Origin of the sequence: Tessaracoccus sp. OH4464_COT-324, from assembly GCF_003932855.1 — a bacterium.
Lineage (GTDB): Bacteria > Actinomycetota > Actinomycetes > Propionibacteriales > Propionibacteriaceae > Arachnia.
This window is the reverse complement of record NZ_RQYZ01000011.1, coordinates 1-23,298: the sequence shown is the minus strand read 5'-3', so window position 1 is coordinate 23,298 and position 23,298 is coordinate 1. Positions and strand designations below refer to the sequence as shown.

General features: G+C 66.6%; 18 protein-coding genes. 7 read left to right on the top strand and 11 right to left on the bottom strand.

Features of this window, described 5'->3' with window-relative positions; all coding sequences use genetic code 11:
* Positions 1-5: 5 nt before the first annotated feature.
* The 3 genes from EII42_RS07420 to EII42_RS07410 form a co-directional block, all read right to left on the bottom strand.
* Entirely contained in the window at positions 6-3,035 is a 3,030-nt protein-coding gene (locus tag EII42_RS07420; protein ID WP_233558313.1) for a glycine--tRNA ligase, read from the bottom strand.
* Positions 3,036-3,099: 64 nt separating this feature from the next.
* Positions 3,100-4,404 carry a nitrate/nitrite transporter gene (locus EII42_RS07415; protein WP_125171488.1) on the bottom strand — a complete coding sequence of 435 codons (1,305 nt, stop codon included), beginning with the start codon at positions 4,402-4,404 and terminating at the stop codon, positions 3,100-3,102.
* A 216-nt stretch (positions 4,405-4,620) separates the two neighbouring features.
* On the bottom strand, positions 4,621-5,013 hold the full coding sequence (locus EII42_RS07410; RefSeq protein WP_125171487.1) for a hypothetical protein: 393 nt from the start codon (positions 5,011-5,013) through the stop codon (positions 4,621-4,623).
* Between the two features lie 584 nt (positions 5,014-5,597).
* Between EII42_RS07410 and EII42_RS07405 the strand changes: the two genes are divergently transcribed.
* Genes EII42_RS07405 through EII42_RS07395 form a run of 3 tightly spaced genes read left to right on the top strand, consistent with a single transcriptional unit; the run spans position 5,598 to position 8,397 of the window.
* On the top strand, positions 5,598-6,662 hold the full coding sequence (locus tag EII42_RS07405) for a peptidoglycan-binding domain-containing protein (RefSeq protein ID WP_125171486.1): 1,065 nt from the start codon (positions 5,598-5,600) through the stop codon (positions 6,660-6,662).
* A gap of 2 nt (positions 6,663-6,664) precedes the next feature.
* Positions 6,665-7,303, top strand: a complete 639-nt coding sequence (locus EII42_RS07400) for an ABC transporter ATP-binding protein (protein WP_125171485.1) — start codon at positions 6,665-6,667, stop codon at positions 7,301-7,303.
* On the top strand, positions 7,300-8,397 hold the full coding sequence (locus EII42_RS07395) for an FtsX-like permease family protein (protein ID WP_125171484.1): 1,098 nt from the start codon (positions 7,300-7,302) through the stop codon (positions 8,395-8,397). Before EII42_RS07400 ends, EII42_RS07395 begins: the two co-directional genes overlap by 4 nt.
* 65 nt (positions 8,398-8,462) lie before the next feature.
* On the opposite strand, the gene EII42_RS07390 is transcribed toward EII42_RS07395, so the two are convergent.
* The 5 genes from EII42_RS07390 to EII42_RS07370 all read right to left on the bottom strand — a co-directional run bounded on the left by EII42_RS07390 (position 8,463) and on the right by EII42_RS07370 (position 13,877).
* Complete coding sequence (locus EII42_RS07390; protein ID WP_125171483.1) at positions 8,463-9,506, bottom strand: NAD(P)-dependent alcohol dehydrogenase; 1,044 nt, start codon at positions 9,504-9,506, stop codon at positions 8,463-8,465.
* A gap of 16 nt (positions 9,507-9,522) precedes the next feature.
* Entirely contained in the window at positions 9,523-10,272 is a 750-nt protein-coding gene (locus tag EII42_RS07385) for a succinate dehydrogenase/fumarate reductase iron-sulfur subunit (RefSeq protein ID WP_125171482.1), read from the bottom strand.
* Positions 10,269-12,260, bottom strand: a complete 1,992-nt coding sequence (locus EII42_RS07380) for a fumarate reductase/succinate dehydrogenase flavoprotein subunit (protein ID WP_125171481.1) — start codon at positions 12,258-12,260, stop codon at positions 10,269-10,271. Before EII42_RS07380 ends, EII42_RS07385 begins: the two co-directional genes overlap by 4 nt.
* Complete coding sequence (locus tag EII42_RS07375) at positions 12,257-12,970, bottom strand: succinate dehydrogenase cytochrome b subunit (RefSeq protein ID WP_125171480.1); 714 nt, start codon at positions 12,968-12,970, stop codon at positions 12,257-12,259. Before EII42_RS07375 ends, EII42_RS07380 begins: the two co-directional genes overlap by 4 nt.
* 76 nt (positions 12,971-13,046) lie before the next feature.
* On the bottom strand, positions 13,047-13,877 hold the full coding sequence (locus tag EII42_RS07370; protein ID WP_125171479.1) for a hypothetical protein: 831 nt from the start codon (positions 13,875-13,877) through the stop codon (positions 13,047-13,049).
* Positions 13,878-14,136: 259 nt separating this feature from the next.
* Between EII42_RS07370 and EII42_RS07365 the strand changes: the two genes are divergently transcribed.
* Complete coding sequence (locus EII42_RS07365) at positions 14,137-15,213, top strand: branched-chain amino acid aminotransferase (protein WP_125171478.1); 1,077 nt, start codon at positions 14,137-14,139, stop codon at positions 15,211-15,213.
* Between the two features lie 7 nt (positions 15,214-15,220).
* Here the strand turns inward: EII42_RS07365 and EII42_RS07360 are convergent, their stop codons facing one another.
* Positions 15,221-15,676, bottom strand: a complete 456-nt coding sequence (locus EII42_RS07360; protein WP_125171477.1) for a hypothetical protein — start codon at positions 15,674-15,676, stop codon at positions 15,221-15,223.
* Positions 15,677-15,697: 21 nt separating this feature from the next.
* Positions 15,698-16,600 carry an N-acetyl-1-D-myo-inositol-2-amino-2-deoxy-alpha-D-glucopyranoside deacetylase gene (mshB, locus tag EII42_RS07355; RefSeq protein ID WP_158676434.1) on the bottom strand — a complete coding sequence of 301 codons (903 nt, stop codon included), beginning with the start codon at positions 16,598-16,600 and terminating at the stop codon, positions 15,698-15,700.
* A gap of 123 nt (positions 16,601-16,723) precedes the next feature.
* On the opposite strand from mshB, the gene EII42_RS07350 reads away from it, so the two are divergent.
* The 3 genes from EII42_RS07350 (at position 16,724) to EII42_RS07340 (ending at position 22,758) form a co-directional block, all read left to right on the top strand.
* Positions 16,724-19,045 carry a glycogen-debranching protein gene (locus EII42_RS07350; RefSeq protein WP_125171475.1) on the top strand — a complete coding sequence of 774 codons (2,322 nt, stop codon included), beginning with the start codon at positions 16,724-16,726 and terminating at the stop codon, positions 19,043-19,045.
* Positions 19,046-19,130: 85 nt separating this feature from the next.
* Positions 19,131-21,407, top strand: coding sequence for a transglycosylase domain-containing protein (locus EII42_RS07345; protein WP_125171474.1), 2,277 nt, complete (start codon positions 19,131-19,133; stop codon positions 21,405-21,407).
* A gap of 28 nt (positions 21,408-21,435) precedes the next feature.
* Entirely contained in the window at positions 21,436-22,758 is a 1,323-nt protein-coding gene (locus EII42_RS07340) for a hypothetical protein (protein ID WP_125171473.1), read from the top strand.
* 31 nt (positions 22,759-22,789) lie between these two features.
* On the opposite strand, the gene EII42_RS12910 is transcribed toward EII42_RS07340, so the two are convergent.
* Positions 22,790-23,298: hypothetical protein (locus EII42_RS12910; RefSeq protein WP_199729828.1), on the bottom strand; the 509-nt coding region annotated here is incomplete at its 5' end.

The window sequence follows — 23,298 nt, the reverse complement described above, 5'->3', positions numbered from 1 at the left end:
ACGCATCACCCGAGGGCGACGTCGAGCATCTTCCAATCCACCCCGGCAGGAGCCGCCGCCAGCACCGCGCCCAGCAGGCCCTGCCGGGAGGCGCGCACGGCCGGATCGTCGGCGTTGACCAGGATGTCGTCGAAGAACGCCTGAGCAGCCCCGACGATGGCGCGAGTCCCGGCCACCACGTCGGCCAGGCGCCGCTCGGCCAGGTCGGCGGGCAGCTGCTCCACCGCCTCGCGCAGCCGAACCTCCGCCGGCTCCGTCAGCAGGGCCGCATCGTAGCCGGTCGGTGCGTCGTCGGGCAGGATCCGCTGGATCCGCACCAGCACCGCCACCAGCTCCGCCAACCCCTCCGGCTGGTCGGCCACCTCGCGCAGCAGCCGGGCCGCGCGCCCCGGAGTGGCCGCGGACGGCAGGATCGCCGACACCAGGTCGGCCGAGTTGCCCTCGTCGCGCAGCAACTGCGCGAAGCGCCCGACGGTGAACTCCTCGGCCTGATCCACCGCGCCGGTCGCCACCTCGACACCCTGCTGCGCGATCCGAGCCACCGCAGCCTCCAAACCCTGGCGGATGGTGATCGCCGACACGCCCGGCACCTCGCGCAGGATCCGCACCACGCCCAGCGCGGCCCGGCGCAGGCCGAACGGATCCGACGACCCGGTCGGCTTCGCGCCCAACGCGAACATCGCGGCCAGCAGGTCGAACCGGTCGCCCAGCGCCAGCAGCGCGCCCGGCAGGGTGGTGGGCACATCGTCGGCGGAGGTGTGCGGCTGCTCCATCTCGTACAGGGCATCCGCTACCGCCGGGGTCTCGCCCTTCAACAGCGCGTACTCGCGGGCCACGAACCCGGCCAGCGAACTCATCTCCACCACCAGGTTGGTGGCCAGATCAAACTTGGCGAGCTCGCCGGCGCGCGCCAGCGTCGCCCGGTCGGTCAGCCCGACGACATCCGCCAGGGCCGCGGCAACGTCGGCGATGCGGCGCGCCCGCTGACCAACCGAGCCCAAGCGGTCCTCGAACGTGAGCTTGTCCAGGCCGGGCACGAACTCGTCGACGCTCGTCGCCGCCAAATCCTGGTTCCAGAAGAACAGCGCGTCCTCGTAGCGGGCGCGCAGCACCGACTCGTTGCCGGCCGCCACCAGCTGCGGGTCGCAGGCGCCGTTCGCCATCGTCACGAAGTGGGGCAGCAGCTTGCCGGCGGCGTCGCGCACGGGCAGGTAGCGCTGATGTTTGGCCATCACGGAGGTGAGGATGCGCTCCGGCAGCTCCAGATAGCGGGCGTCGAACGAGCCCAGCACCCCGAACGGCTCCTCGACGAGGTTGGTGATCTCGTCGACGAGGGCCGAGTTGGCCTCGAAGTCGATGACACCCCCGACGGTGTGGGCCAGTTCGCGGGCCTGCTCCACCACGGCCGCGCGCCGTTCGGCGGTAGCGAGCATGATGTTTCCGGCCCGCAGCAGGCCGGGCAGATCGTCCGCGGAGGGTACCTCGTGGAGGCCGACGAGGGCGCCGTCGGCGCGTCGGCCGCTGGCCGCCGACGATGCGGTCACCCGCTGCAGATAGGTGGTGCGCCCGGCTTTGACGCCGGAAACCTCGGCGGGCACGACGGCGGTGCCCCACAGCGCCACCAGCCAGCGGATGGCGCGGGAGAAGGACAGCGACGGGTCGCACCAGCGCATGTTCTTCTCGGCTCGCAGCTCGGCCACGATACCGGAAATGATCTCGGCGGCGACGGTGCGCACGTCGCGGCCCGTCACCTCGATCTCGACGGCGGCGTGCTCGTTGCCGCCGAACTCGCCCTTCACCACCTGCTCCAGCGTCGCCTGCTGGCCGCGCACGAAGCCTTGCAGGGCCTTCGTCGGGTTGCCGTCCGCGTCGAATGCGGCCGCCCACTTCGGGCCCTTGCGCAGCTGTTTGGTGTCGGGCTCGGCGGGCGCCACGTCGGTGACGCGGGCGACGATGCGCCGCGGGGTGCCGTCGACGGTGACCTGGCCGTGCGCGAGCCGGGTGGCGGCCAGCCTTTCCGTGAGCTGCGCGCGGACGGCCTCCACCGTCGGGGCGACGACGTGCGGCGGCAGCTCCTCGACGCCGATCTCGAAGGCCAGGGTTTGGGGGGTGTCTGCCAGCTCGCCTGGGGCGACCGGCGCGTCGACGGCGGGCTGCGGCTCACGCACCAGGGGGAAGCCGAGCTCTTCGCGGCGCTCGATCCACAGGGCGGCGGTGTCGCGCATGAGGCGGCGCATCGTCGCGAACGCCTTGGCGCGCTCGGTGGTGGAAATGGCCCCGCGCGCGTCCAGCACGTTGAAGGCGTGCGACGACTTCAGAATGTAGGTGTGGGCGGGAACTGGGAGGCGGGCCGCCACCATGCGGGTGGCTTCGGCGACGTAGGCCTCGTAGAGCGCGCGGTTGGTCTCGACGTCGGCATCGTCGAGGTAGTAGCGGCTCATCTCGTATTCCTGCTGCCCGTATGCCTCACCGTAGGTGACCTCGCGGCCGTCGGCGGCGATGGCGTAGACGATGTCCTTGAAGTGGGTCTTGCGCTGCACGGCCATCAGGATGCGCTCCACCCCGTAGGTGAGTTCCACCGGGATTGGGTCGAGGTTTTGCCCGCCCACCTGTTGGAAGTAGGTGAACTGGGTGATCTCCATCCCGTCCAGCCAAACCTCCCAGCCGAGCCCCCAGGCGCCGATGGCGGGCTGGGCCCAGTTGTCCTCGACGAAGCGCACGTCGTGCGCGTCCAGGTCGATGCCGAGCGCCTCCAGCGAACCCAGGTACAGCTCCTGCGGGTCGCCGGGCTCCGGCTTCAGGATCACCTGGAACTGGGTGTGGGTCTGTAGCCGGTTGGGGTTCTCGCCGTAGCGGGAGTCGTCGGGCCGCACCGACGGTTCAACGTAGGCGACATCCCACGGTTCGGGGCCGAGGACTCGCAGCACCGTCGCGGGGTTCATGGTCCCGGCGCCAACCTCCGTGTTGAAGGGCTGCCAGGTGAGGCATCCCTTGGAGGTCCAGTAGTCCGAAAGCTTGCGGAGGGCATCTTGCATCGTCAGCACCCCGGCATTCTATCCCCCCGGCGACGATCCACCGACCTGCCTGTGGCTTCGCCAGCTAGCGGCGGGAGCGTCGTCGGCGGCCGTGCCAACGTCGGGCGATGGCGCTGCGCCACGGCGGCACGATCACGCCGGCCTCGCGCATCCGCTGTCGCAGCCGGGTGCGCGTCCAGTAGATGCCGACGATGCCTACCAGGAATAGCGGGATCTGCACCGACATCGCCCACTGCCACTGCTCGAACGTGTACTCGTTGGCGTGCCCGGAGAGCTGGTCCAGCACCAGCCCGATCAGCAAGATGGTGAGGGTGCCGCCGAAGAAGGCGCCGGAGATCACCACCCCGTTGGCCACGCCGAAGCGCGACGGCGGCAGCGAGGTGCGGGGGAAGTCGAAGCCGATCGCGGTGCCGGGTCCGCTCGCGGCGAGCGCCAGCACGAGCGCGACGATGAGCCACGTCGGCGCCTGGCCGGGCCAGAGCAGTACAGCGGCCCAGCCGAGCAGGCTGGCCCAGATGACGCCGAGCGCCAGGTTGGAGCGCCGCAGCGGGTGCCTGGCGGTGAGGATGCCGAGCAGGGGGCCGAAGAACACCCCGGAGACAGTGATGATCGTGAACATGGTGGCCGCCGCCGTCTGGCTGAGCCCCTGAGCCTGTTGCAGGTAGGGCAGCCCCCACATGAACACGAAGGCGGTAATCGAGAAACCGGACGTGTAGTGGATGAAGAACCCCAGCTGGGTTCCGGGGTGGCGCACGGTCTCCCAGATGTTGCTGCGCGTCTCGCGCAGGCTAACGGGGGTGCGGTTTAGGGGCTCGGGGGAGTCGCGGACGAATGCGAAGGTGAGGGCCGTCGTCGCCGCCCCCACGATGGCAGACACCGTCATGCCCCAATACCAGCCGTGGCCCTGCACCATCGGCAGCAGGCCGTAGATGGCGGCCAGCTGGCCGAAGACCGACAGGAATCCGGCGAGCTGCGCCATCAGCGGCACCATGCGCGGAGCAAACCAGTGCGGGATCAGGGTGAGGATAGATGTGTAGATGCAGGCATCGCCCAGGCCGACGAGGGCGCGGGCTACGTAGGCTAGTGGCAGGGCCTCCACAGAGGCCAGCAGGTATTGGCCGCCCGCCATCAGCGCGGAGCCCCACGTGAGCAGCGCCCGGGGGCCGAAACGGTCGAGCAGCGACCCGACGGGAATCTGCGCCAGCGCGTAGATGGACAGCTGGAGCACGACGAAGGTGGACACCACGCTGGGGGTGGCGTGGAAGTGCTGCGCGGCCTCCAAGCCCGCGACGCCCAGGGACGAGCGATGCATCATTGCGACGATGTACGCCAGCAACGAGAAGCCGAACACCACCCAGCGACAGTTCATCGTGCCTCCTGCCAAAACCGAAACCAGGTGGAAGGATAACCGTTGGTGGTGCGGGATCTGAACCGGGTGGCGCGCTGGTCAGGTTTCTCTTGTGCTGGTTGGGTGCTGTTGTGAAGGTCTTATCGGGTTGGGGTGCGCCGGGTCAGGCGAGGGCTTCGGTGTTCTCGGCTGGCGTGTGCAGGGGTTGACGTTGGCCGGGTTGTGGGGGTCTTGTTTTCAGTTTGGGGTGGTTGCGAGGTCGTAGAACTCTGGAGGGTAGTAGTCGCACTGTTTCTCGGCTGCCTCGTGGTCTTTGTCTGGTACGAGATCCCAGGGAACCCATCGGGGAGTCACGTCGTTTTCCCAGTCGCTGATGAACTTTTCCCGTGACGGGGGCTCTGGTACGTCGTGGCCGAGACTGCGTAGGCAATCGGTGACTTGCCCGGTGAAACGGTTGTGCAGGTATTCGAGTTGGGCACGGTTGAACGGCTGGTAGTACTTGGGCATCTCGGGATATTGGGCAGCGCACTGGAAATCCGCGACGTTGAAGTTGTCTCCCTGTCCTTCGGGCACGGAATACGCGTATTTGTCAGGGCTGGGGTCCTCGTCGACCCATCCGTAGGTGGCCATGCACTCGCTGTGCACCTTGAGGAATTCGAAAGCTGCTACCTCCCGCACTACTGGCAGCGGCTCCGGGGGGTCGCCTTCGCCCTGCCATCTGCTGGCGAGCCATTCCTCGTAGGAAATTGTGGTGGCCGTCGAGGTAGCTCCTGCTGTTGGGGTCGAGGATCCGGGTGTGTTGGCGGAGGGGTCCGGTGGGGGAGGTGAAGGGTTTGGGGTGCAGGAGACCAACATGGCGAGTGCCCCGGCAAAGAGCAGGTTAGCTTTTGCTCTCGGGCGGGAGGGTGTAGCACACGCGTCAGAAGGCGGTCGTTTGGTCGCCGGAGAAGTCTTGATGATCATCTGCCCGCTTCCCATCCCTGGGCGGCCGGGTGCGCGACCGCTCGGGTTCTGACCGCCACCGGGTATCGCAACATTGCCCCACCTCCCCGTGAAGCCTCGAACTCGCATCGGTGTGGCCCCGAGCGGCTTTTCCGTCAAGCACCACCCGCAGCACCGAACGGAGGCTACTTTGCTCCTGTCTAACCTAGGCCTCTTGAAGAGAACCACCACTAAGGTATCCGATAACAGTCCAACTCTGTGGGAGGTGTCCGATGTTGGACAAGATCAGGCCCGGCAACGTGGCGGTTCGGATCGGGATGCTCCTGGTTGGGCTGTTTCTCGTCGGCGCGATCGGATGGTGGGCTGGTCGGGCGACACTGTCCGAGGCCAGACTCGGTGCTCCCGAGGCTCCCGAAGCGTTGTGGGCGACGGCGACCCAATCGTCGGTTGGTCGCAGCCTCCCCCTGTCCACGACAGTAAAGCAGCCCTCCCGGCCCATCGCAGTAAACGGGCTGACCGGGATCGTCACGGAAGTCAACCCCGGTCAACGCAATCAAGGCGAAGTCGCCTACATCGTCGGGGATGTGCCGGTACGTGTGGTGCAGGCCTCCCGCCCATTCCACCGCGCCCTCTCCAACGGAATCGCGGGGGAGGACGTCAAGGCGTTGCAGTCCTTCCTCGCCAGCAGCGGCTATTTCGCGGGAGAGGCAGACGGCTCCTTCGGGCAGAGCACCGTCCAGGCCGTTCAGGCGTGGCAGAAGGCCGAGTCCCGACCCCAGACGGGCAGCGTCGAGCTGGGAGAACTGGTGGGGGTACCGACGCTGCCGATCAGCGTGACGCTGGGGGAGAACATCCGTGTCGGGAATCGGCTCAGCGGAGGAGAGGACGGGGTGCTTGCCCCGACCGGCGAGCGACGGTTCGTGCTGATCGTCAACCCCTCCCAAGCCGAGCTGATCCCGCAGGACTCCACCGTCGAAATCACCTTCGAAGCCCTCCAGTGGCGGGCCTCAATCTCCGAGGCGAGGCTGACGCCCGATAACGAGACCGAGTTCACCCTCGTCGGGGCGGACGGGGCCCCGGTGTGCGGGGAGGAGTGCGGGCAGCTCCCAGCAGCGGAGGAACTGGTGCTGCGTTCACAGGTCGTGGTCGTGCCCCCGATCGAGGGCGTGGCGGTGCCAGCGGCAGCCGTGACGACACGCCCAGACGGGACGACGTTCGTCGAGACCGAGCAAGGGCCCGCCGACGTGACCGTGCGGGGCTCCGGTCAGGGGATCGTCATCGTCGACGGGATCCCCGAGGGGACACGCGTCAGGCTGACCGGTGAGAGCGGGCGCTGAGCATGCTCGCGGTCAAGGAACTACGGTTCGCCTATCGCAAGGGCGGAGAGGAACTCTTCGACGGCCTCAGCCACGAGTTCGCTCGCGGCCGGATGACCGCGCTCACCGGGGCCTCGGGGCGAGGCAAGTCGACGCTGCTCTACGTGCTCGGCCTCATGCTGACCCCCACCAGGGGAGCTGTACTCCTCGACGGGGTGGACGTTTCCGCCGGTTCTGACAGGGTCAGGTCAGCGCTGCGGGCGACCCGCATCGGGTTCGTGTTCCAAGACTCCGCACTCGACCCCTCCCGTCGGGTCATCGACTCCGTGATGGAACCCGCACTGTACGGAGGGGGACATCCCGCTCAGATCCGAGCCCGAGCCAAGGAACTGCTGGACCGCATGGGCGTGAGCGCCCGCGCCAACCACCGCCCCGGCGAGATCTCCGGGGGGCAGGCGCAGCGCGTGGCCGTGTGCCGAGCGCTGGTGAACGAACCCAGCGTGGTGCTCGCCGACGAACCCACCGGCAACCTCGACCGAACCAACGCCGCCGAGGTGCTCGACGCGCTCAGGGCCGCCAGCGTCGACGCCGATCGCACCGTCGTCATCGCCACCCACGACCCCTTCGTGCTCGACCGCTGTGACGAGGTGTTGTCGCTGTGAGATCGACGGTGTTGCTGCGTGAGATCACGCTCTCAACCCTGGCCGCCCGGGTCCCCACCGGGCTGGTCCTCGTCATCGTCGCTGCGATGGTTGCCGCCACCTTGGCGACCGTCGGCCGTACCGCCGCAGCAGAGGAAGCGATCAACTCGCGAATCAACGCCGCCGGCTCCCGACTGCTCGAAATCCACGACACGGGGCGCAAGGACCTCATCGGGGCGGAGATCGTGGCGCAGGCCGACGGGTTCACCACGGTCGAGAGGGCCGTCGGGGTCGACCTGCCGGTGGACGTGGTGAACGGCGTGGTGGGCGCTGGCGGCAACCCGGTCCCTGCCTGGGGCGTGGCGGGTAGGCTCGCGCACGTGGCCGAACTCTCCGCGGGTCGATGGCCGCAGGAAGGGGAGGCCCTCGTCTCCACCGCGGCGATGCGTCGGCTGGGATGGGACGAACCCTTCGGTTGGGTGCGGTCCACCGCCCCCGGGGACTTCGCCGAGTTCGCCGTCGTCGGCAGCTTCACCGCCCGGGAGCCCTTCGACGCGCAGGCCTCCGGGATCCTGATCCAGTTGGGCGACACCCCCACCCCGCAGCTCAGCGTCGTCCTCGCAGACGCTGCCGCCGCCGCAGCCACTCAGCCGCAGGTGATCGGCCTCATCGCCCCGAAGAGCACCGACGACCTGCGGGTGCAGTCCCCCGTGGGGCTGGCTGAGCTGCAAGCCCAGGTGCGTGAGGACTTCGGGTCCTTCGGCCGCGGACTGCTCGTCGGGGTCCTCGGCGGGGGAGGAGCGCTGGTGGCCATCGTGGTGCTGTCGGATGTGCTGATCCGCCGCGCCGACCTCGGCCGTCGCCGAGCGCTCGGAGCCTCCCGGGGAACCGTCGTCGCCCTCGTGCTGGGGCGGACCCTGGTGCCGGCGCTCTTCGGGTGCCTTCTCGGCGCCCTCACGGGACTCGTCGTGGTGGGCCGGATGGGCATCGCGATCCCGTGGACCTTCACTGCGGGAACCGTGGTGCTGGCGTTGCTTGCTGCGGCCGCGAGCGCTGTCCCGCCCGCGGCCTTCGCCGCCACCCGGGATCCGGTTCGGGTGCTGCGCACACCGTGAGCCGACCTGAGGCCGTCGCCGCTGGCGGCCCCGAGCGGGTCGAGAGCCCTAGCGGCTCCGGGCGCTCAGTCGAAGGTGGCGGTGTCGATCACGTAGCGGTAGCGCACTTTGGAGGCCACCACGTCGTCGTAGGCCGACGTGATGCGCTCCCCGTCGATGACCTCCACCCAGGCGCCGATGCCGTGCTGGGCGCAGAAGTCGAGGGCCTCCTGGGTTTCGCGGATGCCGCCAATGTTGGAGCCGGTGAGCACCTTGTTGCCGGAGATCAGCCGCCCAAGCGCGAGCGTTGCCGGGTGCTGGGGCAGTCCGACATCGACGAGCACCCCGCGCGGTTTGAGCAGCGAGATCAGCAGGTGCAGGTCCAGGCCGTCGGACACCGTCGTCACGATGAGATCGAAGGTGTCGCGCAGCCGCTTCATCATGTCCGCGTCGGTGGTGGAGACGTAGTCGGTGGCACCCATCCGGATGGCGTCGTCGCGTTTGGCGAGGCTGCGGCCCAGCCCGGTGACCTCCGCGCCCATCGCGGCCGCGATCTGCACCGCCATGTGGCCCAGACCGCCCACCCCGACGACGCCCACGCGCTTACCGGGGCCCGCGCCCCAGCGTTTCAGCGGCGAGTAGGTGGTGATGCCGGCGCACAGCAGCGGCGCCGCGCTCTCCAGGGGGATCGCGTCGGGAATGCGCACCACGTAGTCCTGTTCCACGGTGATGCCGCGCGAGTAGCCGCCCGCCGTGGGCAGCCCGTCGCGGCCGAGGCAGTTGTAGGTCCAGATCGTTTCGCGCCGTTCGCAGAACTGCTCGAAGCCGTCCCGGCACTCACCGCACTCGCGGCACGAGTCGACGAAGCATCCCACGCCCACCCGGTCCCCCACGCGGAACTTGGTGACGTCGTCGCCCACACGGGAGATGACACCGGCGATCTCGTGGCCGGGCACCAGCGGGTAGAGCACCTCGCCCCACTCGCCGCGAGCGGTGTGGATGTCGGAGTGGCAGATGCCCGCGTACTTGATGTCGATGTACACCTCCGTGGGTCCGGGGTCGCGTCGGGTGATCGTCGTTTTCGCGAATGCTCCGTCGGCGGCGTCGATGCTGTAGGCGGTGACTTCCATGGGGCTCTCCTCGTCGTTAGTTGTCCCGGCCGCGGAAGGCTCCGCGCAGCCGCTCGCGGTACAGGGCGGCGACTGCGGACAGCGGGATGCCCGCCGGGCACACCTTCACGCACTCGCCGTAGGTGGAGCAGGGGCCGAACTCGCCCTCTACCGCTTCGATGATGGCCTTCGCCCGTCGGCTGCGCTCGTTCTTGCCCTGCGGGATCAGGGCCAGGTGGGCGAGTTTGGCGCCGGCGAACAGGTGGGCCGCGCCGTTTGGGCAGGCGGCAACGCAGGCCCCGCAGCCGATGCAGGCGGCGAAGTCGAGCGCAAGCTCGGCGAGCTCGTGGGGCACCTGCACGGAGTCGGCGTCGGGCGCGGTGCCCGCAGCGACGTCAATGTGCCCGCCTGCGCGGATCACCAGGTCGAGGGCTCGACGATCAACCACGAGGTCGCGCACCACCGGGAACGCGGCGCTGCGCAGCGGCTCGATGCGCAGCTTGGTGATCCCGCCGAAGGCCCGCAGATGCTGGCGGCACGAGGGGGTGTTTGGCACGGGCCCGTGGGGCGTGTCGTTGACTTGGACGCCGCAGGCCCCGCACACGCCCTCGCGGCAATCCGACTCGAATTGCAGCGGCTCCTTGCCCTCGTCGAACAGCTGGTCGTTCAGCCGATCCAGCAGCTCCAGCAGGCTCATCTCCTCGGTGGCGTCATCGACGACGTGCCGCTCGAAGTGGCCGGGATCGTCGGGGCCGGCCTGCCGCCAGACTTCCAGTTCTACTCTCACTTGTAGTTCCTCTGCTGCAAGGGCACGAGGGAGAAGCTCAGCTCTTCCTTGTGCAGAATATGCTTGTCATCGCGGGTTTCCCAAGCGGAAACGCTGCACCAGTTCTCGTCGTCGCGTCGGGCTTCGCCGTCGGCGGTGGCGTACTCCTCACGGAAGTGGGCACCGCAGGACTCGGTGCGGGTCAGAGCGTCGAGCACCATCAGCTCGGCCAGCTCGATGAAGTCGGCGACGCGGCCCGCCTTCTCCAACTCCTGGTTCAGCCGGTCCCCGGTGCCCACCACGCGCACGTCGCGCCAGAACTCTCGCCTCAGGTCGGCGAGCTCCTGCTGCGCCTGCCGGAGCCCCTCCCGGGTGCGCGAAACCCCGCATCCTCGGTACAGGATTTCGCCCAGTTTGCGGTGGAAGGTGTGCGGCCTCACCGAGCCCTTGTTGCCCAGCAGTCGGTTGACCCTCTCGCGCACCTCGCCGACGACGCCGCTCACCTGGGGCGAATCCAGGGCAAGCGGCGGGTTCCCGACGAGGCCCGCCAAGTAATTCGGCACCGCCAGCGGAAGCGTGAACCACCCGTCGACGCAGGCGCTCAGCAGCGAGTTGGCGCCCAGGCGGTTGGCCCCGTGGTAGTTGTTGCCCGCCTCGCCGCCGACGAACAGGCCCGGGATGGACGTCATCTGGTTGTAGTCGCTCCACAGGCCGCCCATCGTGAAATGCGCCCCGGGCGCGATGCGCATCGGTACCCGGTACGGGTCCTCTCCGGTGGCGTCGGTGTACATCTCGAACAGGTTGCCGTAGCGCTCCGCGATCACCTTCTTCCCCAGGCGCGCGATGGCATCGGAGAAATCGAGGTAGACGGAGTTCTTGAGCGGGCCGACGCCGCGCCCGGCGACGATCTCGGAGCGCGCGGCCCGCGACGCGATGTCGCGGGGCGTGAGGTTGCCGTAAGCGGGATAGCGCCGCTCCAAGTAGTAGTCGCGCTCGTCCTCGGGGATGTCGCCGGGGGCGCGCGCGTCGTCGGCGCGTTTCGGCACCCAAATACGGCCGTCGTTGCGCAGCGATTCGCTCATCAGGGTGGTTTTGGACTGCCACTTCGAGCTGATCGGCAGCGCCGTCGGATGAAATTGCACGAAGGAGGGGCTGGCGAAGTACGCTCCCCGCCGGTGCGCGCGCCAGGTGGCGGTGGCATTGGAGTTCATGGCGAGCGTGGAGTGGAAGTAGACCGAGCCGTAGCCACCGGTGGCAAGCACGACGGCGTGGCCGGTCCAGGCGCGGATCTCGCCGGAGACGAGGTCCCGGGTGACGATACCTTGGGCCCGGCCATCAACGACGATCAGGTCAAGCATCTCGGTGCGGGTGTGCAGTCTGACTGTGCCACGCTCCACCTGCCGCAGCAGGGCCTGCGCGCCCGCGATCTGCAACTGCTGCCCGGTTTGGCCGCGCGTGTAGTAGGTGCGGGACACTTGTACGCCGCCGAAGCTGCGGGTGGCGAGCTGTCCGCCGTACTCGCGCGCGAAGGGTGCCCCGATGGCCTGCATGTGGTCGATGACCCGCACGGACTCCGTGGCCAGCCGCACCACGTCGGCCTCCCGGCCCCGGAAGTCTCCACCCTTGACGGTGTCGGTGACGAATCGTCGGATGGAGTCGCCATCCACTTTTCGCGCCCGGCCGGCATTGATGCCGCCCTGTGCGGCGACGGAATGGGCGCGTCGTGGCGCGTCGTGGAAGGTGAAGCACTCCACTTGGTAGCCGAGTTCGCCGAGCGCGGCGGCGACGCCGGAGCCCGCGAGCCCGGTGCCGACGACGATGACCGTCATCTTTTTCCGGTTGGCCGGGTTGACCAGCCGGTATTCCGCGCGGCGACGATCCCACGCGCTGAGCGGGTCGCCGTCGGGGACTCGGGCGTCCAGAGTGACGTTGGCGCGGGTGGGGCGCGGGAGTGGTTTCGGGCGTCGGAGGAGCCGGGTCAAGGATTTGCGGCTTGCTTCGCGTGTCATGCGATCACCCCGATCAGGACGAGTGCGGGAATTGCGGCGTTGCCCAGCAGTATGGCCAGGGCGATGAGGCCGCCGAGGATGGTCCAGAATTTTCGTAGGCGGCGACCGGTGGCGCCGACGTCTTGCAGGAGGGTTCGCCAGCCGTGCTCGACGTGGAGAGCCAGCACGAACATCACGGCGATGTAGAACAGCGCCATCAGGGGGCGTTGGAAGCTGGCCACGAGGTTTTCGTAGGCGTGGATTGCCCCATCGGGGTGGCGGAACCGCTCGGGGTGGACCAACGCTCCGACGGTCAGGTCGAGGATGTGTACAACGATGAAGGTGAACAGCACCGCGCCTCCGGGCAGCATCGCGCGAGCTGTGCTGGCGGTGAAGCTTTTGGTTCCTCTGCGGCGGTAGGGGCCGCGAGCTTTGCGGCCGCGCAGCCAGATGGTCGTGGCCGCGTAGACATGCAGCACCAGAGAGACGAGCAGCACGATCCTTAGGGCCCACAGCACTCCCTGCTTGGGCAGCAGTGGGTAGCCGACTTCGCGCAGCCAGCCAGCGTACGAGTTGAATGCTTCAGGTCCCTGATAGACCTTCAGGTTGCCGAACAGGTGCACGACGACGAAGCACACGAAGACGAAGCCTGTGAGCACCATCACCTGTTTGAGTAGGAACGACGACGGTGTCGGGGTCTTGGAAACGACCGGTTTCGATTGCCCTGCCATATACCTACGCTACGCCTTGGTCCTACCAGGGGCGACGGTGGGTCGGGTTAGAGGGGACTCGGGCTGCCGCCCGCGGCTATTCGGCGACGAGTTCGCGGTACCAGGGTGTCGTCGAGGTTTCCTCGGCGGTGGCGGGGGCGGGCTCTTCCGCGCCCTTCTTCGGCGCGGCGCAGTCGGGGGTCGTGCCTGGGGCGGGCCCGAACTCGCGGCCGTGGAAGACGTTCTTCTTCACGAACTCGTAGTACTTCTTGTGCTTGCCGGAGTTGTAGGGGTTCTCCAGGGCGCAGCGTCCGACGTAGTAGCCGACGGTGTCGGCGAACACTTCGGTGACGGAGCCGCCGGCGTATTCGGAGAAGTGGCCTTCGCGGGCGTGCAGGTCCTTGAACTCCTGCCAGTAGCGCGGGTTACTGTGGCGGTCGGAGTTGAAGGCGTGGCCGAACTCGTGGATGACGAGCCTGACGAGGCGGCCTTCGTCGTGGTTGTCGATGGCGGTGTGGAACTTGCTGAGGTCCAGGGTGACGTAGCCGGCTTTCGTGAGTGACCAGTCGCCCCAGGCCCAGCTTCGGGTTTTGGCGGCGTTGAGGCCGACGCGGCCGTGATTCTTGCCTAGCAGCGTGGGGAAGTAGTCGGTGCAGGAGACAGCGTCGATGGTCTCCCAGACGATCTTGATTGCGCGACGGTTCTGCTCGGTCCACTGGTCGCCCTGCACCCGGATGCCGAACTTCTCCTCGAACTGCTTGCGCACCTTGTCGATTGGGGCCTTGGCCGGCCACGGGTTGGTTGTGGTGCAGGGAGTGGGCACGCCGGGGATGGGCGGTGCCGGCGCGGGGGCGATGGGTAGGGCGACTGCGGTGGTGGTGCTGCCCAGCGACAGCACAGCGATCAGCCCCAGCAGCAGTTTGCGCATTACACCTCACAGTTTCGACAAATCTGAACCTGAAACTTAGAAAATCTCAGGAAGCTATGGAAGAGGATACCGCGCTCCACGGCCGCGCCCAAGTTTATTGGCAAAACCGACAGATGTTCTTTGAAGTCTCAGCGGGGCCGCGTCGATGCTGTCTCCGAGCCCTTGAGTGGTTGGTACACGTCCCGGGCGGTGTTGTCCCGGGGTGTGTCGCCAGATGGTCGGCCAGCCAGCGCCGCCAGCAACGGGCTAGGCTCGGCCTATGACCGAGTATGTCCTGCACCGAAATCCCCACCCGGCCAGCGCCGAGGAACGAGCGAAAGTGCTTGCCAGCCCGGTGTTCGGCTACTATTTCGTCGATCACCAGGTGCTCGCGGAGTACAGTGAGGGCGGCTGGGCCAACCACCGCATCGAGGCGATGGACACCTGGCAGATGCACCCCGCAGCTGCCGTTTTGCACTACGGGCAGGAAATCTTCGAGGGGCTCAAGGCCTACCGACGGGCCGACGGTTCGGTGTGGTTGTTCCGACCCGACATGAACGCGAACCGTTTCGTGCGCTCCGCCGAGCGTCTCGGCATGGCCCCGCTGCCCCCGGAGGACTTCGTCGAAGGGGTTCGGGCGCTCGTCGAGCTCGAAGCCGACTGGGTGCCGAGCCCGGAGGGCGAGCAGTCGCTCTACATTCGCCCCTTCATGGTGGCGGCCGAGCCTTACCTCGGGGTGCGGCCCGCTTCCGGCTACACCTTCTGCATCCTCGCCTCGCCCGTCGGGGCCTACTACGACGAGCCGGTCACCCTCTGGCTGACCCCTAACTACACCCGGGCCGCTCCCGGCGGCACGGGCGCAGCCAAGTGCGGCGGAAACTACGCGGCCAGCCTGCAGGCCGCACTTGAGGCGGAGGCGAACGGCTGCGGCCAGGTGCTCTGGACCGACGGAGCCGAGCGGAAGTACATCGAGGAGTGCGGCACCATGAACTTCATGTTCCTCACCGCCGACGGTGAGCTGGTCACCCCGGAGCTGACGGGCTCCATCCTCCCGGGGGTCACGCGCGACTCACTGCTCCGACTGGCTCCACGGCATGGTCTGAAACCGGTGGAGCGGCGCATCAGCGTCGAGGAGCTATTCGACGGGGTGGCCAGCGGTCGCGTGGTGGAGGCCCTGGCGTGCGGCACGGCGGCGGTGGTCACCCCGATCGTGGGTTTCAAGGCACCCGGCGGCGTGCACCACGAGGTGGGCGACGGCACGCCCGGGGCGAAGACTCGTGAACTGCGTGCGGCGCTCGTCGATATCCAATACGGGCGCGCTGAGGACCCGTTCGGTTGGACGATGCGGGTGGCCTGAGACTGGGCTACTCCTGGGCGATGAACTCCGGGCGCAGCTCGGCCGGCCCCCAGGCAAGCACCTGCATCCCGGGCGATACTTCAAGCCGTACAGCCATTCCCCGGCCTTCCCAGACGGTGGCCTCGGGTGTGCGCGAGTAAACCCGGTATCCGGCTTGTTCCGCGCTGGATTCGAGGGCGGAGCGAATCTGCTCCGGGTTTCTCGCAGCCAGGAACAGCGCCACTTCGGTGGTGGCGGTGAGGGGGGCGTCGCCGGGGAGCGTGAGACCCTCCGGGATGAGCACCGTCTGGCCCGACACTTCGATGCGGTCGAGTTCGAGGGATGCCGCGAACTTGTCGTTCCACGGCCGGGTCAGTTTAGGCAGCGAAATGTGACTCGTTTGCTGGGTGGTCACCGGATCAGCTGAGGTGCAGGCGCTTAGCAGCAGGCATCCTGCCGTTACGGGGCCCAGTAACCTCATCATGCGTTCATCGTAGAAGGTCGACTAAAGCGGTTGGGTGTCCTCATCCAATCCGGTGAAAATGCACGGGTGGGGTGCGCCGTCGTCGGGCAGCGGAGTGCCGCTGACGAACACGTAGGCGTCGCCGCCGCCGTCTAGGCGGTTGACCAACTGGTGCACCTGCCAGAATGGGTCCGAGAGGTTCACCTGGGAGGCGTGTGCACCGAGCGCTGCCCGGGCTCGGTCGGCGTTGTCGGCGTAGGGGATCACGGCGACGATGGCCTCCTTGGGCGTGACCTTGCTCAGGCGGCGCGCGTGCCGCTCGTCGAACAGCCCGGGGAACCGCTCGTCGGCCATCTCGTAGCCGCGTTCCCAAGCGCCGGTGTTATAGACGCTCCACAGCACCCTTGGCACGCGCCAGGCGGGACCCAAATCCTCGCGGTGCTCGGCGACGGCGGCCAGCGTCACCGCGTACATCGTCACCCTGTGTGCTTGGATGTGGTCGGGATGGCCGTAGCCGCCGTGCGGGTTGTAGGTGCTGATGACGTGCGGTCGCCGATCACGGATGATGGCCACCAGGTGATCAGCAGCCTCAAGTAGGTCAGCTTTCCAGAAGGCGTTGTCTGGGAGAGTCTCCGGTGCCATGACCCGGCCCGCCTCATCGGTGGTCATCCCAGAGTCGTGGTAGCGGCCCGGCCCGCCCAGGAAGACGAGATCGTCAAGCCCTAGGAGACCGGTGGCGGCGCGGAGTTCGTTGGCGCGGTGCCTGCCCAGTTCGCTGGGGCTAAGGTGGCTGAACTCAGGCAGCAGGATCTCACCCTTCTCGCCTAGGGTGCAGGTGACCAGCGTCACCTGGGCGCCGGCCGAGCAGTACTTCATGATCGTGGCCGCAGACTGGCTCGATTCGTCGTCGGGGTGCGCGTGCACGAGCAGGAGGCGGTAGTTCACGGTGCCCAGTTTAGTGCAACGTTCAACGAGTTTGGCGGTGTGCCCGAGTGGCCTGGCGGCACCAATCCCGTTTTGTGCGGGAAATGCCGTTGAATGTTGGAGGAATTGGGCAAGATGGTTGCCATGCATGTTGTGCCGCTAGAACCGCAGACGTGGGCCGAAGCTGACTGGCCCCTGGGCGCCCACCCGCACGCCGAAGGCGTCACCTTCGCCATCTACTCCCCCGCCGCCACCCGGATCGTGCTGGAGATCTACACTGCCGCGCTCGGCGAGGACGCCTTCGCGTCATTCGAACTCGCGAAAAGCACCGACGGCATCTGGCGCGGCAAACTGCAGGGGCTTCCGCTGGGGTCCTACTACGGGTTCCGCGCCTGGGGCAGCAACTGGCCCCACGTCGAGGGTTGGCAGCCCGGCGAAGAACTGGGGTTCGTTGCCGACCTCGACGAGCACGGCAACCGCTTCAACCCGAACAAGGTGCTTTTCGATCCTTACGCGCGTGAGATCACGCACTCTGTCTACGCCGATGCCATCGTCGAGCATGGGTTCGACGACGGAGTGTTCGGCACGGGCGGTGACGACTACCACGGCCGTGCCCGCCGGCTCTGGGACACGGGACGGTTCGCGCCCAAGGGGGTCATCGTCGCGGAGGCCCCGGCGGTGAGCCGCAAGCCGCGCCTGCCGGAAGAAGACACCACTATCTACGAGGTGCAGGTGGAGCAGCTTTCGGGCCACGAGTCAACGGCGCGACTCACCGAGCTGCTGGCGGACGAGCCGGGCTTCGCCGACGTGGTGAACATCCCCGAGCAGTACCGGGGCACCTATAAGGGCGCTGGCATGATGGCCCCCTACCTGAAGGGCCTAGGCATCACCACGGTGGAGTTCCTTCCGATCCACGAGACAAACCATTCGGAGAGCTTGCGCGAGGGCAAGTCCAACTCCTGGGGATACATGACCCTCGGCTTCTTTGCGCCAAACCGGCGCTACTCGTCGGATCAGCGCCCGGGAGGACCCACCCGAGAGTTCCGTGACATGGTGGACGCGTTCCACGAGCACGGCATTGAGGTTTATCTCGACGTCGTCTACAACCACACCGCCGAGGGCGGCAACTGGTCGGGTGACGTGAACACCACGGGTTTTACGAGCCTGGGCGGCTTTGCGACGAGCGACTACTACTCGATGACCAACGAGTTCGTTCTCGTAGACGGGGCCACCGGCACATCCAATCAGTTGAATTTTTCCTCACCGGCCGCGATTCAGCTGGTGCTGGATTCGCTGGCCTACTGGACCTTCGACATGCACGTCGACGGGTTCCGCTTCGACCTGGCCACGGTGCTTGGGCGGAAGCCGGCCGAGGCGGATAGGGAGGATTGGCTGGCTCAGAAGCGGTTTTTCACGAACCATCCGCTGCTGATCGAGATCGCGCAGTTCGCTGAACGCAACGACATCGAGGTGATCGCCGAGGCCTGGGATCTGTGGGGCTACGAGGTCGGCAACTTCCCGCGCGGTTGGGGTGAGTGGAACGGGCGCTATCGTGATGCAATCCGTCGTTTCGCGAAGGGCGACGGCAACACGCGCGCCTTCCTGGACATGCTCAACGGCGACTACCATCATTTCCAAGACAACGGTGGGGCGCAGAAGTCGATCAACTTCATCACCGCCCACGACGGCTTCAACCTGGCGGATCTGGTGAGTTACCAGGAGAAGCAGAACTACTGGCCGTACCCGTTTGGCCCGTCCGACGGGGGCACCGACGACAACCTGTCGTGGGACTCGGGCGGCTCGCACGCGCTGCGGCGGCAGCGGCTGCGCAACTTCTGGGCGCTGCACCTTTTCTCACGGGGAGTGCCGATGATCGTCGCAGGCGACGAGTTCGGGCGCACCCAGAACGGCAACAACAATCCGTGGGCGTTGAGTTCGCCGGCCATGTGGAACAACTACGCGATGATTCCGACGAACAAGCCGCAGCAGGCGCCGCTCGGCCACGGCTTCGACGTGGGGTATCACGACAACCTGGGCGAGTTCCAGTGCGCCGAGAACGTCAACGGCCTGTTCCGGTTTGCCCGCTTCGTGTTGCAGCTTCGGCAACAGCACCAAGCGCTCAGGCAGCGCACCTGGGGCAATTTCGAGGTGGGCGACGGGGACGTCACCTACCTGTGGCTCTCGCCGGTGGGTGGCAAACCGTACGACGGCGATCGGGCTGTCGCGCTCGTTATCAACTCGCCCGACTCCGACTTCTTCCTGATGGTGAACATGGATTCGCAGACCCGCGACTTCGTCGCGCCAACCCCGAAGCCGGGGATGCAGTGGCGCAGGCTGATCGACACGTCGCTGCAGTACGAACCGCAGCACAACTACTGGTCGGAAGGCACCGGCGACGTGGTTGTGGGCGGGCAGCCGGTGCCGGCCTGGACGGTTGCGGTTTGGCAGGAGTGGCCGAAGGCATAGCGATCCACCGTCAGTGGGCGGGTGAGTTGAGCGGCGGTACTAGATTTGGTGCAGCCGCAGCGCGGGTTGCGTCGGGAGAGGAAACATGGCTGGTAAGGACAAGCCCAGGCGAGGTAAGCCGACGGGCCGGGCGCGCAGGATCGTCAAGCGGGTCAGTTTCGGTTTGCTGGTGACGGTGCTGGTGCTCGCGCTGGCGGGTATCGGCACCTTCTTCTACCTGTATCAGACGACGAAGCTGCCCGACCCGAACGGCGATTTTCAGACCAACACGACGTTTGTCAGCTACGCGGGCGGCGAGCAGCTGGGCTCGTTGGCGGTGCAGAACAGGCAGAGCCTCACCTACGAAGAGATGCCGCAGCTGGCGAAGGACGCCGTGATCGCGGCAGAGAACCGGTCTTTCTGGACCGATCCGGGGTTCGACGCGAAGGCGATCGCCCGCTCTTCGTGGTCGATCCTGACCGGAGGCGAACTGCAGGGCGGATCGACGATCACGCAGCAGTACATCAAGATTCTTTACCTGAACTCCGAGCGCACGATGAGGCGCAAGGTGAATGAGCTTTTCTTGGCGATCAAGATGGGCAAGGAACTGCCGAAGGAGCAGATCCTTGAGGGGTACCTGAACACCATCTATTTCGGTCGGGGAGCCTACGGCATCCAGGCAGCAGCGAAATCGTACTTCCTCAAGCCCGCCAGCGATCTGAGCGTGGCGGAGATGGCGACGTTGGCCGCCATCCTGAACAACCCGGCAGGGTTCAACCCGTCGGGTGGAGAACAGAAGCGCCAGCGCCTGCTCGGCCGCTACCAGTACGTGTTGGACGGCATGCTGGAGATGGGCTTCATCACCCCGGCGCAGCATGCCGAGGCGCATCCGGCGCTGCCGGAGTTCCCGGAGGTGCCCGTGAACAATCGCTACGGCGGCCCGAAGGGCTACCTGCTCAAGATGGTGGAGAGCGAGCTGGAGGGCATCGGCTTCCCCGAGGACCAGATTCAAGGTGGCGGCCTCAGGGTCACGACGACGGTTGAGTTGCCGCTGCAGGAGCACGCCGTCGCTGTGGCGCAGAAGTACACTGCGGAGGCGGCGGAGAAGAGCAAGGATGGCGCCAAGGCAGAGGATCTGCACATCGCGCTCGCCTCGGTGGACAACTCCACGGGGGCGATCAAGGCGCTCTATGGCGGCCCGGACTTCGTGGAGTTCCCCCGAAATTGGGCGACGACGCCGCGCCCGGCCGCCTCGACGTTCAAGACTTTCGCGGTGGTGGCGGGGCTGCGCGATGGCTTCACCTTGGAGACGCGGCTGAACGGTGACACGTTCACACCGCGTGGCGATTCGAAGCCGATCCACAACCAGGGCCGGAAGAACTACGGCCAAGTTTCGCTTCGGCGGGCGCTGGCGCAGTCGATGAACACCGCTTTTGTTGACCTGACGGAGAAGCTGAAGCAAGGGCCCGACGCCATCGTCACCGCAGCGAACGATGCCGGCGCCCCTGAGGGGCCGGGCTGGGATCGGCACAGCCGACTCGCGCTGGGTTTCGGCGAGGTGAGCACCCTGGACATGGCTAACTCCTACGCGACCTTGGCCAACGACGGCAAACGCAACGCGGCGCACATCGTCGCGAAGGTGGAGGACTCGCATGGCAACGTGCTTTATGAGGCGGCGGCGCAGCAGGAGCAGAAAGTCGAGCCGGAGATCGCCGCCACGGTGGTGGACGCGCTGACGTCGGTGGTGGACGAGGGAACCGGCACTAAGGCGTCGAAGCTGGGTCGACCGGTGGCGGGTAAGACGGGCACTAACGGCGTGGAGAAGGGTATCACCTCGGCGTGGTTCATCGGCATGACCCGGCAGGTGACGACGGCGGTGATGTATGTCGCGGGCGAGGGCGGAAACGATGACCTGATCCCGTTTAAGCAGCCGGGTGACCGCACTTTCTACGGGTCGGGCTATCCGCTGCGCACGTGGCTGGACTACATGACGGTGGCGGTGGAGGGACATCCGGTGGAGCCGTTCACGAAACCTAAGCGGGTGAAGCCGACCGCGGAGCCGGAGCCCACCGACTACCCGGTGGGGGAGCAGGGGGAGGTGGAGGAACCCGGGCAACAGCCTCCTGGCGAGGAGGGCCCGACGACGGATCCGGGACCAGCGTCTTCATCGGTCGCGGAGCCGGGGCAGAGCACGAGCCCGGCTGTGTCGAAGGAGCCGAAGCCCTCCAAGGAGCCGAAGCCGTCGAAGGAGCCGAAGCCTTCCAGGGAGCCGGAGCCGCCGTCGCAACAGCCGGAGCCGTCAGGCGATCCACAGCCGCCCGAGCCCCCGGATCCGCCTAACTCGGAGCAGCCTGGTCGCGCCCGGCAGCAGCCGGGGGGCTAGCCGATCCTCAAGCGGCTAGATTATGCACGTGAACAACGCTCTGCTCCCAGTTTTCGGCGGGCCCGCCGGACGTCACGCGCGTCCTGCTGGCCCGTTCTTCCAGCCGTTGCCGTGGGTGATCGGAGCGGCGACGGTGTTGTTTGCCGTTGTCTATCTGCGGCACTTGCCGTGTCTCACTTCTGATCCCAATAACCCGATAAACGCCTATATTCGCCTATGCTATTCCGATATCTCGGCGCACTACTCCTTCATGCACTGGTCAGGAGGGGTAAAGGTGCTGGGCGGGGATCAGCTAAGCTATGCGCCTTTGGTTGGGTTGTTGATCACTTTCTCGGTGTGGCTTGGGCAGGTGCTTGAGTGGCGATTTGAGGAGCCGCAGCACGATTATGTTGGCATGGCGGGCTACTTCGGCGCGACGACGATCCTGCTGTTCGCCTGCTTCCTGGTTTTGGTCATCTGCTCCGCGACGATCGCGCGGAAGGATGGCCGGGACTGGGACGCGTTGGCGCTCGCGGCGTCGCCGGTTGTGCTTGCCTCCGGGCTGCTGAGCTGGGATCTTCTGGGCTTGTCGCTCACGGTTGTTGCAGTTTTCCAACTGCGTGGGGGGCGGTACGTGGAGTCCGGGTTGGTGCTGGGGTTGGCGGCATCTGCGGCTTCTTGGCCGCTGGTGTTCGTCGTCGGGGCTGTCGCGTCTCTGGCGCTGGCGGCCCGCTGGGGGGAATTGGCCCGACTGTTCCTGCCGTTGGTGGGCATCTTGTCGCTGGTTCACCTGCCGCAGATCATCGCGCACCCGGGCAGCGTGTACGCCTATTACCGGGGTCTGGTTAATTCGAGGGTCAGCTATGGTTCGGTGCCCTATCTGTTTGAGATTGCAGGGTTGACGGTGCGGGAGTGGGGGCCGCTGCTTTTCGCGTTGGCGCTCATTTTGACGGGGGTCTTCCTTTCTTGGCTTTATGTGTCCCGTCGCCGTCCTTCTGCGGAGGATATTTCCTTTGTGGTGCTGTTGATCTTCGCGTTGCTTGCACCCGCCTATCCGCCGCAGACGGGGCTTTGGGTTGTGGTGGCTCTGTTTTTGTGCCGTCGGGTTGACGTATTGTTCTGGGTGTTCTCTGGGGTGCAGGTGGCGCACTATGTTGCGGTTTGGGCTCGGCTCTCGGGGCATCTCACGTTGGAGAAGTCTGGACCGGAGGCGCTCTACTTCTTGGCCGTGCTGGTTCGTTTTGCTTTCGAGCTGGTGCTGCTGGCGCTTGCCATACAATCGCTGTCGGACTCCCGCAGAGCGGGACTGGAATCACCGCACAGCGATACGGCAGCCGACGTCCCGTGTGCGGAGCCGGTAAAACAGGTTTAGCAGCTGCCTGGGCAGTCGTCGAGTTCCGGCTTCATCTGTTTTGTAGGTGGGTGATGTATTCGTTGAGTTCGGCTATGAGGGCTTCTTTGTTTTCGCTCATGTGCCATTCGGCTTTGGCGCGGATGAGGGCGTCTTCGCTGTAGGCCATGCATTCGATTCCGCCGAATTCTTTTTCGTGTCCGCAGGTGAGGTGGTCGACGTAGTGTGGGTCTCGCCAGCGTTCGATGTTGTTGTTGAAGTTGTTGTCTGAGGTGAGCTTGTTTCTGGTGACTGATAGTTTTAGTGCTGGGTTGTCTTGTTCGTCGTTGTAGGTTGCGGAGCCGAGCCAGCCGTCGCTGCTGCTCCATTTGGGGTTGAAGGTGAGGTTGCCGAGGGTTGGGGGGAAGGCATAGTCGTCGCGGGGCAGGCCGGCGTAAAGCGGCGGAAACCGATAAGGGGGCGGGATAACAGTCCAGTCCTTGCTATCACGCCAATGCGTGGGGCTCGGGCTAGGCGTCGGCGTGGGTGTCGGCTTGGGCGGGACAGTGATCGTGGTGGTCT